Here is a 17,185-nt window from a genome sequence, read left to right as displayed (position 1 = left end):
TCTGCTCTCACGAAAGCGTTGTGACCTCTTGCTTCCCGAGTTCTCCCCCCATGTCTCCGACCTCGCTCCCGGGCGTGGCGCCCTGCGTCCGGCGCGCTCGTGGCTGCACTCCGACGCGAAGTCCCTTACCCTGAACGGGTCCTGGCGTTTCCGCCTGTCCGCCACGGCGTCGGCGGCGGAGGACTTCGCGGCCGACGGCTTCGACGACGACGCCTGGGACAGCATCCCCGTCCCCGCCCACTGGGTACTTGAGGGCGACGGAGCGTACGGCCGCCCGATCTACACGAACATCCAGTTCCCGTTCCCGATCGACCCGCCGAACGTCCCGGACGAGAACCCCACCGGCGACTACCGCCGCTCCTTCGACGTGCCCGCCGACTGGTCGGACGCCGAGCGGGTCGTCCTGCGCTTCGACGGTGTCGAGTCGCTGTTCCGCGTGTGGGTCAACGGCACCGAGATCGGCGGCGCCAGCGGCAGCCGCCTGGCCCACGAATTCGATGTGACGTCCGCCGTACGCCCTGGTGAGAACGTCGTCGCCGTGCGGGTGCACCAGTGGTCGGCGGCCAGTTATGTCGAGGACCAGGACCAGTGGTGGCTGCCGGGCATCTTCCGCGATGTGACCCTGACCGCCCGGCCGGCCGGGGGCATCGAGGACGTCTGGCTGCGGACCGGCTTCGACGACGGACGCGGGCGGGTCGAGGCTGAGGTCGTCGCCGACGCCACGGCGTTCCCGGTCACCCTGCGCATCCCCGAACTCGGTGTCGAGCAGGTCTGGGCGACGCCGGACGACGTGGCGCCCGTGGACATCGCCGAAGTGGAGCCCTGGTCGGCCGAGTTGCCGCGCCTGTACGACGCCACGGTGTCGACGGCTGCCGAGACCGTCTCCCTGCGGGTGGGTTTCCGTACGGTCGAGATCCGCGGGGACCAGTTCCTGGTCAACGGGCGGCGGGTCGTGTTCCACGGGGTGAACCGGCACGAGACCCACCCCGAGCGCGGTCGTGTCTTCGATGAGGAGCACGCGCGCGAGGACCTGGCGCTGATGAAGCGGTTCAACGTGAACGCGATCCGCACCAGCCACTACCCGCCGCACCCCCGGCTGCTCGACCTCGCCGACGAGCTCGGGTTCTGGGTGATCCTGGAATGCGATCTGGAGACGCACGGCTTCGGCAAGGTCGACTGGGTCGGCAATCCCAGTGACGACCCGGCCTGGCGCGAGGCGTACCTCGACCGGATCGAGCGCACGGTGGAGCGGGACAAGAACCATCCCAGCATCGTGATCTGGTCGCTCGGCAACGAGGCGGGCACCGGCAGCAACCTCGCCGCCATGTCGGCGTGGGTCCACGCCCGCGACGCCGAACGCCCCGTGCACTACGAGGGCGACTACACCGGCGAGTACACCGACGTCTACTCGCGCATGTACGCGTCCGTGCTGGAGACCGAGCAGATCGGCACCGACGGCTCACGCGCCCCGCTGCTCAACTGCACGCCCTCGCAGGGCGCCCGGCAGCGCACCAGGCCGTTCCTGCTGTGCGAGTACGCGCACGCGATGGGCAACGGGCCGGGCGCGTTCGACCAGTACGAGGCGCTGGTGCGCCAACATCCGCGCCTGCACGGCGGGTTCGTCTGGGAGTGGCGCGACCACGGCATCCTGGCCACGACCCCGGACGGGACGCCGTACTACGCGTACGGCGGCGACTTCGGAGAGGTCGTCCATGACGGCAACTTCGTGATGGACGGCATGGTGTTGAGCGACGACGTGCCGACGCCGAGCCTCCACGAGTTCAAGGCCGTCGTGTCGCCGGTGCGCTTCGCCTTCGACGGCGACAAGGTCGCGATCACCAACCTCCGGCATACGACCGACACGTCCGACCTGCGCTTCCGCTGGCGGGTCGAGCACGACGGACTGGCCGTGGAATCAGGTGAGTTGGAGGTCCCGTTCGTCGCCGCAGGGGACTCGGGCCGGGTGTCGCTGCCGTCGGTCCCGGTGTCGCCGGATGCCGAGACCTGGCTGACGATCGACGCGGTGCTGGCGACCGGAACCGCGTGGGCGCCCGAGGGTCATGTCGTCGCGACTGCCCAGCTGGACCGGTCGGTTCGCCGCCCGGTACCCGGTGGCCGTGGCCGGTTCGCCTGGCAGCCCGGCGACGGGACACTCACGCTCGGCGTCGCCGAGTTCGTCGGCGGGTCTCTCGTCAGGCTGGGCGAACGCGCCGTAGCGGGGCCGCGGTTGGAGCTGTTCCGCGCGCCGACCGACAACGACAAGGGCGCGTGGGGCGAGGTCGACGAGAGTGACGCGAGCGTCTCCGGGGTCTCCAACGCCGAGCTGTGGTACCGCGACGGGCTCGACCGGCTGACCTCGCGCCGGGTGTCGGTGGAGCAGAGCGCGGACGCGCTGCGCACGGTCGACAAGGTGTCGGCCGCCGACTCCGCCCTGTCGGTACTGGTGGAGTCCGTCTGGTCGCGGGCGGCCGACGGCGAAGTGGAGCTGCGGGTGGAGATCCAGCCCTCGCACGGCTGGCAGACGGTGTGGCCGCGGATCGGGGTGCGCTTCGACCTGCCGGACGGCACGGCTCCGGTCGACGGCGCCGAATGGTTCGGCCTCGGCCCGCTGGAGTCCTACCCGGACAGCGTGCGCGCGGCCCGCACCAGCCGTTTCTCCGCGACCATCGGCGACCTCTCGGTCGACTACGCGCGCCCCCAGGAGACCGGTCACCGCTCCGAACTTCGCCGACTGGCCCTGACCAGCGGAAACGCCGAAGTGCTGCGCATCGAGGCCCTCCCGGACACGCACGGTCGCCGCCCCGGCTTCACGCTCAGCCGGCACACCCCGCAGGAGATCGCCAAGGCCGGGCACCCGTACGAGCTGCCGGAATCGGCGACGAGCCGGCTGTTCGTCGACGCCGCCCAGCACGGGCTCGGCTCCCGGGCCTGCGGTCCGGACGTGTGGCCCGAGTTCGCGCTGCGCCCGGAGGCCCGCACGATCAGGCTGCGGATCACGGCACCGAAGTAGGCCGATGCGGAGAGGGTGCGGTCTCGCACGGCGGGGACCGCACCCTCAGTATGGGAGGAGACGACTGCCGTCTCGGGGCCCCGACCGGCGCGACCGTACTGGTCGTCCCCCAGGGAAGTTCCCCGTGGGAAGGAGTTCCCCATGCCCACCCTGCTGTCGGTGAATGTCGGTATGCCGAAGGACGTTCCCTGGCAGGGCAAGATCGTCTGTACGGGCGTATGGAAATACCCGGTGGTCGGACCGGCCATGGTCCGCCGGCTCAACATCGACGGCGACGGCCAGGGCGACACCGCGGGCCACGGCGGCGAGCAGCGGGCAGTCCTCGTCTACCAGATCCAGTCGTACCGGCACTGGCAGCGGCACTTCGGCCGCGACGACCTCGGCTACGGCCAGTTCGGCGAGAACCTCACCGTGGACGGCCTGCTCGACGACGAGGTCTGCATCGGCGACCGGTACCGCGTCGGCGAGGCCGAGTTCGAGGTCACCCAGCCGCGCGTCACCTGCTACCGCGTCGGCATGCGCTTCGGCGAACCCGAGCTGGCCTCGCTGCTGGTGAGCCATCACCGTCCCGGGTTCTACATGCGGGTCGTACGGGAGGGGCGGGTGCAGGCCGGCGACCGGATCGTACGGACCAGGACGGGGCCCGGCGCGCTGAGCGTCGCCGACACCGACGCACTGCTGTATCTCCCCGGCCGCGATCCCGCGAAGCTGCGTCTCGCCCTGGACGTGCCCGCGCTGAGCCCCGGCTGGCAGGGGTCGTTCCGTGAACTGCTCGCCGCCGCCGACGGTACGACGACCACCACCCGCCCCGCCTGGGACGGTTTTCGCGCGCTGCGGGTGACGGACGTGGTCCCGGAGAGCACGACGGTCACCTCGATCCGGCTGACCGCCCCGGACGACTCCCCGCTCCCGGCCGCCCGCGCGGGCCAGTACCTGACCCTGCGGGTCCCCGCCACGACCGGCCCCGCCCCGGTGCGCAGCTACTCGCTGTCCGCCGCGCCCGACGCCGGCAGCTACCGGATCAGCGTCAAACACGAGCCCCACGGCACCGCGAGCGGCTACCTCACCACGCGGCTACGACCGGGCGCGGTCCTCGAAGTCGCAGCCCCCCGTGGGGAGTTCGTGTACGCCGAGGACACTGGACCGGTGCTCCTCGTCTCCGCCGGCATCGGTCTCACACCGGTGCTGTCGATGCTGCACGCGCTCGCCGCGGAGGGCAGCAAGCGTGAGGTCTGGTGGATCCACGGCGCCCGCGGCCCCCGGGAACACCCCCTCGCCGCCGAGGCCCACGACCTGCTCACCTCACTGCCGGACGCGCACGAGCACGTCTTCTACAGCGCGGCCACACCCGAGGAACTCCAGAACGCCCATGCCACCCCGGGACGCCTCACGAAGGACAAGCTGCTCGCGCTGTCGGTCCCGGCCGACGCGACCGCGTACATCTGCGGCCCCGCCCCCTTCATGACCGACATGCGGCAGGCCCTCACCGAGGCCGGCGTCGACCCCGCACGCATCCACACCGAGCTGTTCGGCACCCTGGGCGCGATCAACCCCGGTCTCACCGACCACCCCGTCCGCGCACCCCACCTGCCCCCGGGCCCGCCCGGAACCGGCCCCCTGGTCACCTTCGCCCGCAGCGGCATCGCCGTCCCGTTCGACGCCGACACCAACGGCAGTGTGCTCGAACTCGCCGACGCCTGCGACGTACCCACGCGCTGGAGCTGTCGCACCGGCGTCTGCCACACCTGCGTCACGCCCCTGCTGTACGGCACGATCACCTACTCCCCCGACCCGCTGGAGCCTCCGGCCGACGGCGAGATCCTGATCTGCTGCGCCCGCCCCGGCACGGACCTCGTCCTGGACATGTAGGGGCCGACGCGGAACCCTCGTAGAAGAGTTCTTCCGACCTGCAACCTCGATGCCCTCGGAACGTCTGTCCGGGTGGAGGCGCCTCCGAGCCAGGGCCTTCGTCACGGGAAGCCAGCCGTGGCGGCGGCCCGTTAGTCCCGTCAGCATCGACGATTCGAGGAATCACATGTCCGCAGGTCAGACCGTCCGCCGCAGCCTCCGCGCGGGCCGGGTGCGGATCGCCCTGGGCGTCACAGGCGCCGCCGCCGCGCTCGCCATCGGCGGCTCGTTCACCGCCCACGCCGACAACTCCGCGTCCGAGCCCACGCCGGTGCCCAGCCAGGTGACGTACACCGAGCTGTGCCCGGAACCGGTCGAGGCGGTGCCGAACGGGGTCGACAACACCGTCAAGGACAACCAGGTGTCGTACACGACTCTCAGCGAGGACCCGGTCGACGCGGTGCCGGGCGGCGAGTGCGTGGACCCGGGCCCGAACGTCGGCGACCCGGTCGACGCCGTACCCGACGGGAACGGCACCGCCCCGGACCACTCCACGAGGGACGCCGCGCCCGCACCCGCCAAGCGGTGACGGAGCAGGCGGACGCGGCCGAGCGCCGCTGATCGGCTACGGGCCATTCGGCGGCCCGCGCCGAGGTGGAGCCGCCGGGTACCTGCCCGGCGGCTCCACCGCCCGCCCGGTGATTCCGGGCGCGTGTACGAAGACCTTGCTGTCCTGGAGATCCATGAACGCGGCGACGACCCCGGCCTACGGTGTACCGACGGGCAGGTACAGACCCCTACGTTTCCCGGCTCGCACCTGGTCGGACGCGCTGCGACGGGCGCTACGGCACCTGGTGCGCGGGGTGTCGCAGCGGCGCGAGGACATCCCGGTGGCGCCGGACGCCCCCTCCGTCCCCGCCGATCTCCACGCACCCGGCATCGACGAGCTGTACGCCCACCGCCGTCTGCCCCTCGTCCGCCTGGCCCTGCTCCTGGTGGACGACCTCCCCACGGCGGAGGACGTCGTGCAGGACGTCTTCGCCGCGCTCTACCGCCGCCACGGCGAGCGGCTGGCCGGCCTGGACAACCCCGACGCGTGTCTGCGCACCAGCGTGGTCAACACGTCACGCTCGGTCCTGCGCCGCCGCCGTACGGTACGGGCCCACGTCCCCGAGCGCGAAGGGCACGCCCCGTCCGCCGAGGAACCCGTGCTGCTGCGCGAGGAGCACGGTGAAGTGATCGCCGCCCTGCACCGGTTGACGCGGCGGCAACGTGAAGTGCTGGTCCTGCGGTACTGGTCCCATCTCAGCGAGGCCCAGATCGCCGACACCCTAGGCCTGTCCCGCGGGGCGGTCAAATCCACCGCGAGCCGCGCGCTGGCCGCCCTGCGCCGAGAGTTGGAGGCGTCCCGATGACGACACGCGTGACCCCGGAGGCGTCCCGATGATCGAGCAGGACCTCGGTTCCGGCCTCCCGCCGGACCCCCTCGAAGAACGGCTGCGCAACGCCCTGCGCGCCCGGGCCGACGCGGTCGACCCGCACGCGCTGCGTCCCCCGGCCCCGCCGACCGGACAGGCCCGGCTGTTCCGGCTCCCCGCCCTCCACCCCGTCCGCCGCACCGCCGTCGCGTTGCTCGTCGTGGCCGCCGCGGTGATCGGCGTCCTGTTCGTGGCGATGCACGAGGTCCGGGAGACACCGGTCAGGCCCGCGAACCGCCCCTCGGTGTCACCCACCGCCAACGCCACCGACGCCGTACCCGATCCTCCTGCGTCGGGCGGGGTCACCGCATCGCTCAATCCCTGACCGGGCGCGATGCACCTGGTCACCCGCGGAAACCGGTCCCGGCCCCGGCCGCCCACTCGCTCGTCGGAAGTTCAAGAAGCCGCTCGATCCGGGCGCTGTCCGGCAGGGGACCGTGATCGGCGGTCACCTTCAGGGCCGATGCCGCCGTGATGTGCCCCAGCCGCAGCGCACGCTCCATGCCCCCGCCGCGCAGCAGTCCGGTCAGCACTCCGGCGGCGAACGCGTCGCCCGCGCCGACGGGCTCCACCACGTCCGTGTCCAGCGCGGGCACGGTCCGTACACCTTCGTCGCTGAAGGCGATGGCGGAATGCCCGCCGTCCTTGACGACGAGGAGACGCGGGTGCGGCAACAGCGTCCGTACGTCGGCCGGTTGGAGGTCCGTGTCCCACAACTCCCGTGCCTCGTCGAGGCCGACGAAGGTGATGTCGGCCCGGTCGGCGAGGTCGCGCAGCTCGGTCGCGGCCGTACCGGGCGGCCACAGCGCGGGGCGGTGATTGACGTCGAAGCTGATGGCGTACGGCCGTTCAGCCGCCGGGACGCCGAGCGCGGTCGTCACCAGGCTCCGGCAGGACGGGGACAACGCCGGTGTCACGCCGGTGAGATGGAGGACGGAGGCCGATCTCAGTCTGTCGTCGTCGAGTACGTCCGGGCCCATCGCCGAGGCCGCCGAGTTGCCGCGGTAGTAGTGGACCCGGGTCCGCGAACCGGTCGGCTCCTTCACGAGCAGCCCCGTGGGCCGCTCCGGATCACACCGCACACCACTGACATCGACACCCGCGGCCCCAACCTCCGCGAGCACCCGCCGTCCCAACGGGTCGTCGCCCACGGCCGAGAGCCACGACACGGGAACCCCCAGATCCGCCAGATACATCGCCACGTTCGACTCCGCCCCGGCCACCGACACCCGCAGATCGTCGGCGCACTCCAGCGAGGAGGACGGGGCGGGGGCAAGGGCCGCCATGGTCTCCCCGATACAGACGACCGCGCCTTCCGCCGACTGCCATCCGCTCGTCATGACACCTCCCGCGCGGACGAGGCTTCCTCAACGACGGCGAGAAAGGCGCGAGTTCGGGCGCGCAGCTCGGTCAGGCTGCCGCCGTCGGCCGCGTCGCCGACCAGGGGCGAACCCACGCCGACGGCAGTCGCGCCAGCCTTCAGATACTCCCGCGCGGCCGACTCGTCGACGCCGCCCACCGGTACGAACACCTCGTGCGGGAACGGTCCACGCAATGCCTTGAGGTAGGCGGGACCGCCGGCCTCCGCGGCCGGGAAGATCTTCAGCGCGGCGACACCTAGGGGGCGTGCGGCGAGGATCTCGGTGGGGGTCAACACCCCGGCGATTACCGGCAGTTCGAGCCGGTGCGCCTCGCGGATGCCGTCCCCGAGCGCGGGGGTGACGGCGAAGTTCGCGCCGGCCCGGTGAGCGGCGCGGGCGTCGTCGGCGGTCAGGACCGTACCGGCGCCGAGGGGGCGGTCGGGGCCGAGTTCCTTGCGTGCCCGCTCGATGACGGACAGGGCGTCTACACCGGTCAGGGACACCTCGATGAGTTCGACGCCCTCCTCGGCGAGGGTCAGTACGGTGCGTACGGCGGCTTCGGGATCGGTGCCGCGGATGATCGCGACCAGGCGGTGGGCGACCAGGGCCGCGCGGAGATCCATGTTCCGCAGATCCATGTCTCGAAGATCCATGTGGCGAATTCCCTTCCTGTACAGGCCGGTTCAGGCACAGCGGCAGTTCGCGGTCAGCGTCAGCCGCCACCGCACTTCGCCCGAGGCGGGTACCCGGGCGGCGTCATCGGGGCCCGCCTCGGCGAGGTCGAAGACGCGGCCGAGCATTGGTTCAACGCCTGTGCTGCGGTAGGGGTGTTGGGCCGGGAAGCCGCCCAAGTTGCGCCACAGGGCGATGGACACGGGCTGTCCGTCGGCTTCGAGGCCGAGTGAGAGACGGTCGACCTGGTCGTGGACGCAGCAGTGAGTAGCGTCCACGACAGCTCCTACAGCGGTCCCGTCATCCGGTCCGAACCGGTCCAGGCGCAGCCCGCACGGTGCGGGCCAGTCGCCCTCCACCCATGAGGCGCCGTCCTGCCACGCCCGGCCCAACAGCCGTGCCGCCTCGGGGAAGAGCCGGGTGCGGGCTCCGTCACGGATACGCAGAAGCGCACGGTCGGAGAGGTCGAGCAGAGCATGGGCGGCCCACACGAAGCGGAAACCCGGGTCGGCCGTCAGGACGTAGTCGGCCACAACCCCGTCAGCCTCGGCACGCACCGTGCGCGCCAAGGTGAAGCGGTCACAGCGAAGAACATCCGCCGCGGCCTCCCGCGTCCAAGTACGGGACCAGGCCTCACCGTGGTCAGGGGTGCCCCGGACAGTCGGTACGCACTCCTCCAGTCCGCCCGCGTCCACGAAGGCGTCGCCGGGGGAAACGTTGTCGCGCTCCGGAGCCTCGCGCCGCCACAGCCATTCACGCCCCGCCACCCGCAGCGAGGTCCAACGCCCGCCGTGCGCAAGGTCGGTGACGATGTCGAGCGGCACGGTCACCACTCCGCGAAGGAGCCGTCGGGGTGCCGCCATATGGGGTTGCGCCAGGCATGACCGGTACGGTCGGCGGCGCGCACGGCGGCCTCGTCGATCGTGATGCCGAGGCCGGGAGCGTCACCGCGCAGGGCGTGGCCGTCGACGAACCGGAAGGGCGCGGGGTCGACGAGGTAGGAGAGCAGATCGGCGTCCTTGTTGTAGTGGATGCCCCGACTCTGTTCCTGGATAAGGAAGTTGGGGGTGGCGAAGGCGACCTGCAGACTGGCCGCCAGTGCGATCGGGCCGAGCGGGCAGTGCGGGGCGAGCTGGGCTCCGTAGGTCTCCGCGAGGGAGGCGATGCGGTGGACCTCCGAGATGCCGCCGGCGTGGGACAGGTCGGGCTGGGCGACGGCGATGCCCGCGGCGAGGACGGGCAGGAACTCGGCGCGTCCGTAGAGGCGTTCGCCGGTGGCGAGCGGTATGGGGCTCGACGCGACGAGGCCGGCCAGCTGATGGCCGTGTTCGGGCAGGACGGGTTCCTCGACGAACAGCGGGTGCAGCGGGGCGAGTTCGGCGAGGACGCGGCGGGCGCCGGCGGCGGTGAAGCGGCCGTGGAAGTCGACGGCGACATCGCGGTCGGGGCCGAGTGCCTCGCGGGCGGCGGCCACGCGGGCGACGATCGCGGCGGTCTCGGCGGGGGTGGGGATCGGTGAGGTGGCTCCGGCCGCGTTCATCTTCACGGCGGTGAAACCGGCCTCGACCTGGGCGGCTATCTGCTCGCTCAGCTGGGCGGGTTCGTCGCCGCCGACCCAGGCGTAGACGCGGACACGGTCGCGCACGGGGCCGCCCAACAGGGCGTGTACGGGGGCGCCGTACGTCTTCCCGGCGATGTCCCAGAGCGCCTGGTCGAGGCCGGCGACGGCGCTGGAGAGGATCGGGCCGCCCCGGTAGAAGCCGCCCTTGGTCAGCACCTGCCAGTGGTCCTCGATGCGCAACGGGTCCTGGCCGACGAGGTGTTCGGCCAGCACGTCGACGGCGGCGCGCACGACCTCGGCGCGCCCTTCGACGACCGGTTCGCCCCAGCCGACCACGCCCTCGTCGGTCTCGACGCGGCAGAACATCCAGCGGGGCGGGACGAGGAAGGTCTCGACACGGGTGATCTTCACTGAGACCGGGAGCCTTCCGTTTCTTCGGAGTCCTGTGCGGAGTCCACTGGGGAGCCCTCGTCCTCTTCGGAGTCGCCGAGGCGGTCGAGGTCGCGGCCGGCCTGGTCGAGCAGGGCGCGCATCGCGGCCTCGGCGGCCTGCGGGTCCCGGTCGCGTACGGCGTCCAGGACTGCGCGGTGGGCCGGGACCGGGTCTTCGCTGTGCGGAGCGCTGTGCACGATGCGGTCGCGGTGCGCGAGGCCGGACTCGATCACCATCTCCATGCGTTCGAGGAGTTCGTTGTGGGTGGCGGCGAGCAGGGCGCGGTGGAACGCGAGGTCGGCCTCGACGGCGTGGGCGGCGCCGCTGCCCTCCTCCCCCATCGCGTCGAGGGCACCGTCCAGGGCGGCCAGGTCCGCGTCGGTGCGGCGCTGGGCGGCCAGCCGTACGGCGGCGGGTTCGATGATGGCGCGCACCTCGGCGAGGTTGTGCAGCAGCGCCCGGTCGGACTCCGAAGTGGAGGCGCCCTCGAACTGCCAGCGCAGGACGTCGGCGTCGAGCAGGTTCCACTCGGCACGGGGGCGCACGAAGGTGCCGCGCCGCTGCCGGGCGTCGACCATCCCCTTGGCCGCGAGCACCTTCAGCGACTCGCGCAACGCGGTCAGGCTCACGTCCAACTCGCTCTGCAGCGCCACGAGATCCAGTGTGGCCCCCTCGGGGATCTCACCGCCCAGGATGCGGCGGGCGAGGAGTTCCACGGTCTGGCCGTGCACGCCTCGACGGGCATAGGGCGTCATGTCGTACAGCCTTTCTGCTGGTTGGGGAGCGTGGTCATGCGGAGGCCTTGACGACGCTCCAGCCGCCGTCCACCACGAGACTCGTCCCGGTGATGAAGGAGGCTTCGTCGGCGCTGAGGAACGCGATGGCCGCGGCCACTTCCTCAGGCGTGCCGAAGCGGCGTACGGCCGTCTCGGCGATGCTGCGTTCCCGTTCCTCGGGCGGCACCCGGTCCCAGGCCGCGGTCAGTATCGGGCCCGGCAGGACGGCGTTGACGCGCACAACAGGCCCGTATTCGACGGCGAGTTGGCTGCACAGGGAGAGCAACGCGCCCTTGGCGGCGGCGTAGGCGGGATGCCCGGGGATGCCCTTGTGGGCGTGCACGGACGAGGTCAGCACCACCGCGCCCCGCCGCTCCTCCAGATCGGGCAGCACCGCCCGGAACCCGAGGAAACTGCCGGTCAGATTGACGTCGAGCTGCCGCTGCCAGGACGGGAGGGTCATCTCGTGTGCGGGTGTGACGTCGACGGTGAAGGCGTTGCTGACGAGGACGTCGACGGGCCCGAAGGTGTGCGCGGCGCCGACGATCCGCGCCCAGTCGTCCTCGACCGCGACATCGGCCGTCACGAACCGCGCCCGGCCGCCGTCCTTCCGTATCCGCTCCGCCACCGCCTCGCCCCGTTCCTCGGCGACATCGGCGAGCACGACGGCGGCTCCCTCCTCGGCGAGGCGTACGGCCGTGGCGGCTCCGATGCCGGAGGCCGCGCCGGTGACCACGGCCGTGCGTCCGGTGAACCGGGCGCCGTGCCGTCGTACGGACTGGTCCATCGAGGTTCGACTCCTTCGCGTCCTGCGCGTCTCTCGCGAGAAAGGGCTTGCCGGAAACATACGGGGCTCACTCACGCAGCAGCACGATCAGGTCGGCATCATGATCGCCGCTCCACGCGAACGGCAGCCCGTAGTGCAGCAGATGCGCTCCGCTGTACGTCGTCCCCGTCGCCGTGTCCCGATAGCGCGCCGTCGCGTCCAGTCCCCGCAGCCGAAGCCGGTCCGCCCGCCCCGGCACGAGCGGCGCCCCGTCGAGCCGCCCGGTGCTCAGCGCGGCGACGACGGTCCGGTCCCCGGCGTCGTACTGCACCCCGCAGCTCGGCTCATCCGGCGTACCGAGGAGCCGTGCCTCACCCTGGTGGATCACGTCCCGCACCTCCTTGTACCGGCCGATCCACCGGGCGGCCTCGGCCCGCTGCTCCGCCGTCCACGTGCGCAGGTCGGCGCCGACACCCAGCACCCCGCACATGGCGTTGACGAAACGGAAGGCGAGACTGCGCGGACGCGGATCGAAGATGCCGGGCGCGTCGGTGACCCAGGAACTCATGACGTGCGGGGCGTGCGCGTGCAGGAACCCGTACTGGATCGAGAGCCGGTCCAGCGGTGCGGTGTTGTCGCTGGGCCAGACCACGTCGGTGCGCGCGATCGTCGCATGCTCGATCCGCCCGCCACCGCCCGCGCAACCCTCGACGGTGACGTCCGGGTGAGCGGAACGGAGGTGGTCCAGGACACGCAGATACCCGGCCACATGTTCGGCGTCCAGGTCGACGCGGCCGGCACCGGGACGGCCTCGCTCGGTGGGTGGGCGGTTCATGTCCCACTTGAGGTAGCTGATCTCGTAGGTGCCGAGCAGCCGGTCGAGCGTCCCGATGACGAAGTCCTGGACGTCGGTCCGGCCGAGGTCGAGGAGCAGCTCGTTGCGGACGAGTCGGCCGGGGCGGCCCTCGATCCGGTAGACCCACTCGGGGTGTTCCGCGTACAGACGGCTCCCCGGGCTGACGGCCTCGGGTTCGACCCACAGGCCGAAGTCCAGTCCCAACGCCCTTACGTCCGCGATGAATTGGTCGAAGCCCTGCGGGAAGGCGGCCGGGTCGGGCCACCAGTCACCCAGTCCCCCGGTGTCGTCGGCGCGCCCGGTGAACCATCCGTCGTCCACGACGAACAGCTCGGCTCCGATGTCGGCGGCCGTCTTCGCCAGCTCCAGTTGCGCGTCCGCGTCGACGTCGAAGCCGGTGGCTTCCCAGGAGTTGTAGAGCACCTTGCGGGGGCGGTGCAGGCGCTCGCCGGTGAGGTGTCGCTCGTAGCGGTGCCAGACGCGGGAGAGTCCGTCGAGGCCCTCCGGGCTGAAGGCGCAGGCGAGTTGGGGCGTGGCGACGGTCTCACCCGGTGCGAGGGTCACCGCGCCCTCGTGCGGGACACGGCCCGCCCGTACCCGCAGGGAACCGCCGGGTTCGGCCTCTGCGGTGATGTGCCAGTTGCCGGGCCAGGCAAGGGCGATGCCGTACGCGGCCGGCGACTCGCCGTCCCGCACCGCGAGCCAGGGTGCGTACGCGTGTCCCGGCACCCCTTGCAGGCTGCCGATGCTGAACGTGCCTCTGGGCAGGTCGAGTTGGGTGCGCTGGAACTCCTGCGACCACTGGCCCGTGAGGTACGTCAGTCGGGCGACGCCGGAGACGGGGATGTTCACGGCGGCCGAGTCGAGGCGCTCCAGGCGGAGTTCCCGCGAGGTGGCGGTGAACTCCGTCCAGCGGAGGATCACGTCCGTGCCCGGCACGGTCTCGTAGTGGAGGACGGTCCGGAGGCCCAACACCTCGTCGTGGAAGGCGAGTCGGAGCGTGCCCTCGTCCGCTTCCGCCCCGGCGAACTCCCACCACACGCCCCGGTCTTCGCCGTCCGGACGCGACGCAACCAGTTCTGATCCGGCGAACGGCCTTAGCCCGTACGGCAGATACTCGGCCGGTGCCGCGTCGGCGGGCGTGATGAAGTGCGTACGCCTCGACCAGTCCAGGGCCGAGGGACCGTCCTCGACGCCGAGCGGGCCCCATGCGTCGAGTTCGGCCCAGGGGCCGTCCGGGGACAGGCGCACGGTGTAGCTGGTGTTCTCCGTGCGCAAGGTCCAGCGCTGGTTGGTCACTTGACCGCCCCGAGGTTGAGGCCGGCCACGAAGTGCCGCTGGAAGCGCAGGAAGACGGCGACCGTGGGTGCGGCGGCGATGACGGAACCGGCCGCGATGACGTTCCACATCGACACGAACTGGCCCTGAAGTCCGATGAGCGCGGCGGTGATCGGCATCTTGGTGTCGCTGCGCAGGACGGTGATCGCCCAGAGCAGGTCGTTGAAGATCCAGGTGAAGGAGAGGGCGCTGAGCGCGGCCAGGGCGGGCCGGGTCAGCGGGAGGATGATCCGCCAGAAGATCTGCCAGGGGCCGGCGCCGTCGACGACCGCCGCCTGCTGGATCTCCGTCGGGATCGACCGCATGAAGCCGTGCAGGACGAAGACGTAGAAGCCGACGCCGAAGCCGATCTGTACGCCGACGAGTGCGGGCAGGGTGTCGAAGATGCCCATCACTTCGCTGAGCTTGGAGACCGGGATGAGGAGGATCTGCGGTGGGAGGAGGTTGCCGCCGAGCATGAGAAGCAACAGGGAGCGGCGGAAGCGGAGTTCGTAGCGGCTGAGGGCGAAGGCGGCCATCGCGGCGAGGGCCAGCGTGATCAGGACGCAGGGGATGGTGACGATCAGGCTGTTGATGAGGGCGCGCTGCTGGCCACCGTCGACCCAGGCCTGGTGGAAGTTGCCGAGGGTGAAGGAGTGCGGCCAGCTGCCCAGGCCGTGGGTGGCGATGTCGTCGAAGGAGCGGAGGCTGGTCACCAGGACCAGGGCGATGGGCAGCAGCCACAGGATCGCCAACGCGCCCGCACCCAGGTGGAATCCGGCGGTCGCGGCGCGCTTGCGGCGCAGGGCCGTGGAGTTGGCGGACATCAGTCGGCCTCCCGGAACGCGCGGACGAGGTAGGAGCAGATGACGCCGAAGGCCAGCACGAAGATGACGACGGCGAGGGCGGAGCCGTAGCCGAGTCGCAGGGACTGGAAGGCGGTTGAGTACATGTAGGTGCTCAGCAGCTCGGAGGAGTGGTAGGGCCCGCCGCGGGTCAGCGACCACACGACGTCGAAGGAGCGCAGCGAGTCGATGACGATGACCGACAGAACCACCGCGTTGACACTGCGCAGTTGGGGCAGCGTGACGTGCCGGAGGCGTTGCCAGGCGCCGGCGCCGTCGACCTTGGCGGCCTCGTACAGGGCCGGGTCGATGCCCTTGAGTCCGGCCAGGTAGAGGACCATGACGTAGCCGATCTGGCGCCAGAGCGCGGGCACGATCACGGCGTAGAGGGCGGTGTCCTGGTCGGCGAGCCAGGCGTGGCGGAGGCTGCCGAGGCCGACGGACTGGAGGAGTTGGTTCAGGACGCCGTCGGGTTGGTAGATCGCCTGCCAGACGAGAGCCGTGGCTACCAGGGAGAACACGACCGGCAGGAACAGGGCCGCGCGGTAGAAGCCGACCCCCCGCCGCTCCTGCTGGAGCAGCAGGGCCGCGGCGAGGCCGAGCAGGGCGGACAGGCCGCCGAAGAGGACGAGCCAGAGGACGGTGTGGCCGGCCGCGCTGCGGAAGACGTCGTCGTGGGCCATCTCCCGGAAGTTGTCCAGGCCGACGAACTGCGGTGGGGAGACGCCGTCCCATTTGGTCAGGGCGAGGTAGAAGCCCTGCGCGGCGGGCCAGAACACCCACACCGCCTCGACGAGGAGCGGCACGAGGACGAAGGCGAGCACCAGCGGGGGTGTGCGCCGGGGGCCCCGAACCCGCTTGCCCTTGGCGGGCGTTCGGGCCGGGGATTTCCGGTCGGGCGCGGTCAGGACGGCCATGTCACGCGTTCCAGATCTTCTCGGCGTCGCGCTGCCAGTCGGTGAGGATGCTCCCGATCGACTTGGGCTTGGCCAGGAACTTCGTCAACGCGTTGTCCGCGGTGGGCTGGAGGGCGTCGCTGGAGTCCCGGTTGAAGAACTGGGTGACCTCGGCCGCCGCCTCCACGTGCTTGCGGCCCTTCTTGACCAGGGCCGTGCCGGCGTCCTTCGCGGCCGGGTTGCAGGGCAGGACGGTGCCGGAGGAACCCTTGATGTAGATCTCCTGCGCCTCGGCGGTCGCGAGGTACTTCATCAGGTCGATCACCTGGTCGTGGCGGCCGGTGCGGGCGCTGGCGAAGTAGCCGTCGACAGGCGCCTCTTCGGCGAGCGGGACCTTGGAGTCGATGACGGGGAAGCGGAAGAAGTCGATGTCGTCGAGGGCGTCCTTGGGTGCCGCGTCGGCGAAGAAGGTGCCGATGAGCATCATGCCGCTGCGGCCGTTGAGCAGGGAGGTCGTGGCGTCCTGGAAGGCGACGGCGGCGCCGTTCGGGTCGAAGTACGGCAGCACCTCCTGCCAGCGGTCGAAGACCTTGCGCACCTCGGGGTCGTCGAACCGGTGCTTCCCCGCGAGGAGTTGGCGGTGGTACTCGGCGCCGTTGATCCGGATGTCGAGGTAGTCGAACCACGCCGAGGCCACCCAGGCCGTGCCGCCGCCGGCTCCCAGCCCGATCGGGGTGACGCCCTTGCTCTTGAGCTTGTCGCACAGGTCGAGGAACTCGTCCCAGGTCTTGGGCTCGGTCACGCCCCACTTGGCGAAGTTGGACTTCCGGTAGAACATGCCCCACCAGTAGTAGGTGTTGGGGACGAAGACCTTCTTGCCGGAGCTCGCGGTGCAGAGGGAGTTCAAGGCCTTGGAGTAGCGCTTGAGGTCGGGCGACGAGGTCCACGCCTCGTCGAGGTCGAGCAGCAGGTTCTTCTTGGCGTAGGCGTCCGCCACCGAGCCGGGGTACCAGGTGTACACGTCCGGCGGGTTGGCCGAGGTGAGGTACGTCGGCAGCTGGGTGCGGAAGGTCTCCGCCGCGACCGTGTTGAGGCTCGCGCGGTCGGAGCCCTTCTTGGCGTAGGCGGCGACGAGGTCCTCCATCGCGGCCTTGGCCTGCGGGGCGGAGAGGTTGGACTGGAGGCTCACCGCGCCCTTCGAGGAACTCTTGCCGGAGGAGGTCGAGGTGACACAGCCGCTGAGCAGTGCCGCCGTCCCCGCGGCACCGAGTCCGGCGAGGAACCGGCGTCGGTCTGGCTGATGGTTCGTCATGAATGGCTCCCTGTGGATCCCGCGCGGATCCTGATGCACGCGGTTCCAGATTCAC

The 17,185-nt window shown here is 71.2% G+C and carries 15 protein-coding genes; 5 read left to right on the top strand and 10 right to left on the bottom strand.

The genetic code is table 11. From position 1 onward, the window contains the following. Positions 1-28 precede the first annotated feature (28 nt). The 5 genes from OG407_RS46310 (at position 29) to OG407_RS46290 (ending at position 6,661) form a co-directional block, all read left to right on the top strand. The gene (locus tag OG407_RS46310; protein ID WP_405867037.1) at positions 29-3,010 is read left to right on the top strand and encodes a glycoside hydrolase family 2 TIM barrel-domain containing protein; all 2,982 of its coding nucleotides are present in this window, start codon (positions 29-31) and stop codon (positions 3,008-3,010) included. 141 nt (positions 3,011-3,151) lie between these two features. Further along, the gene (locus OG407_RS46305) at positions 3,152-4,879 is read left to right on the top strand and encodes an MOSC domain-containing protein (protein ID WP_405867035.1); all 1,728 of its coding nucleotides are present in this window, start codon (positions 3,152-3,154) and stop codon (positions 4,877-4,879) included. Between the two features lie 166 nt (positions 4,880-5,045). Then, positions 5,046-5,447 carry a hypothetical protein gene (locus tag OG407_RS46300; RefSeq protein ID WP_405867033.1) on the top strand — a complete coding sequence of 134 codons (402 nt, stop codon included), beginning with the start codon at positions 5,046-5,048 and terminating at the stop codon, positions 5,445-5,447. A 154-nt stretch (positions 5,448-5,601) separates the two neighbouring features. Further along, the gene (locus OG407_RS46295; protein ID WP_405867031.1) at positions 5,602-6,273 is read left to right on the top strand and encodes a sigma-70 family RNA polymerase sigma factor; all 672 of its coding nucleotides are present in this window, start codon (positions 5,602-5,604) and stop codon (positions 6,271-6,273) included. A 28-nt stretch (positions 6,274-6,301) separates the two neighbouring features. Next, positions 6,302-6,661: a hypothetical protein gene (locus tag OG407_RS46290; RefSeq protein WP_405867029.1), complete on the top strand. Its 360-nt coding sequence runs from the start codon at positions 6,302-6,304 to the stop codon at positions 6,659-6,661. 19 nt (positions 6,662-6,680) lie between these two features. Here OG407_RS46290 and OG407_RS46285 read toward each other — a convergent pair whose 3' ends face one another. The 10 genes from OG407_RS46285 to OG407_RS46240 all read right to left on the bottom strand — a co-directional run bounded on the left by OG407_RS46285 (position 6,681) and on the right by OG407_RS46240 (position 17,130). Next, a complete protein-coding gene (locus OG407_RS46285; RefSeq protein WP_405867027.1) occupies positions 6,681-7,676 on the bottom strand; it encodes a sugar kinase in 996 nt (331 codons plus the stop codon). Beyond that, positions 7,673-8,320: a bifunctional 4-hydroxy-2-oxoglutarate aldolase/2-dehydro-3-deoxy-phosphogluconate aldolase gene (locus OG407_RS46280; RefSeq protein ID WP_405868940.1), complete on the bottom strand. Its 648-nt coding sequence runs from the start codon at positions 8,318-8,320 to the stop codon at positions 7,673-7,675. Before OG407_RS46280 ends, OG407_RS46285 begins: the two co-directional genes overlap by 4 nt. A gap of 60 nt (positions 8,321-8,380) precedes the next feature. Next, positions 8,381-9,199 (bottom strand): hypothetical protein, encoded by an 819-nt coding sequence (locus OG407_RS46275; protein WP_405867025.1) that lies wholly within the window; start codon positions 9,197-9,199, stop codon positions 8,381-8,383. Further along, positions 9,196-10,341 carry a galactonate dehydratase gene (gene dgoD, locus OG407_RS46270; protein ID WP_405867023.1) on the bottom strand — a complete coding sequence of 382 codons (1,146 nt, stop codon included), beginning with the start codon at positions 10,339-10,341 and terminating at the stop codon, positions 9,196-9,198. The genes OG407_RS46275 and dgoD overlap by 4 nt, the downstream gene beginning before the upstream one ends. Continuing rightward, positions 10,338-11,117, bottom strand: coding sequence for a FadR/GntR family transcriptional regulator (locus OG407_RS46265; RefSeq protein ID WP_405867021.1), 780 nt, complete (start codon positions 11,115-11,117; stop codon positions 10,338-10,340). The genes dgoD and OG407_RS46265 overlap by 4 nt, the downstream gene beginning before the upstream one ends. 34 nt (positions 11,118-11,151) lie before the next feature. Next, on the bottom strand, positions 11,152-11,925 hold the full coding sequence (locus OG407_RS46260; RefSeq protein ID WP_405867019.1) for an SDR family NAD(P)-dependent oxidoreductase: 774 nt from the start codon (positions 11,923-11,925) through the stop codon (positions 11,152-11,154). Between the two features lie 67 nt (positions 11,926-11,992). Continuing rightward, positions 11,993-14,059, bottom strand: coding sequence for an alpha-galactosidase (locus OG407_RS46255; RefSeq protein WP_405867017.1), 2,067 nt, complete (start codon positions 14,057-14,059; stop codon positions 11,993-11,995). Next, positions 14,056-14,904 (bottom strand): carbohydrate ABC transporter permease, encoded by an 849-nt coding sequence (locus OG407_RS46250; RefSeq protein ID WP_405867015.1) that lies wholly within the window; start codon positions 14,902-14,904, stop codon positions 14,056-14,058. The genes OG407_RS46255 and OG407_RS46250 overlap by 4 nt, the downstream gene beginning before the upstream one ends. Next, a complete protein-coding gene (locus OG407_RS46245) occupies positions 14,904-15,839 on the bottom strand; it encodes a carbohydrate ABC transporter permease (protein ID WP_405867013.1) in 936 nt (311 codons plus the stop codon). Before OG407_RS46245 ends, OG407_RS46250 begins: the two co-directional genes overlap by 1 nt. 1 nt (position 15,840) lies before the next feature. Further along, positions 15,841-17,130 (bottom strand): ABC transporter substrate-binding protein, encoded by a 1,290-nt coding sequence (locus tag OG407_RS46240; RefSeq protein ID WP_405867011.1) that lies wholly within the window; start codon positions 17,128-17,130, stop codon positions 15,841-15,843. Positions 17,131-17,185: the final 55 nt, after the last annotated feature.

The sequence above is a fragment of the Streptomyces sp. NBC_01515 genome (genome assembly GCF_045040345.1).
In the GTDB taxonomy this organism is placed as follows: Bacteria; Actinomycetota; Actinomycetes; order Streptomycetales; family Streptomycetaceae; genus Streptomyces.
The sequence above is the reverse complement of the archived record's forward strand: the minus strand, read 5'-3'. Positions and strand labels throughout refer to the sequence as shown.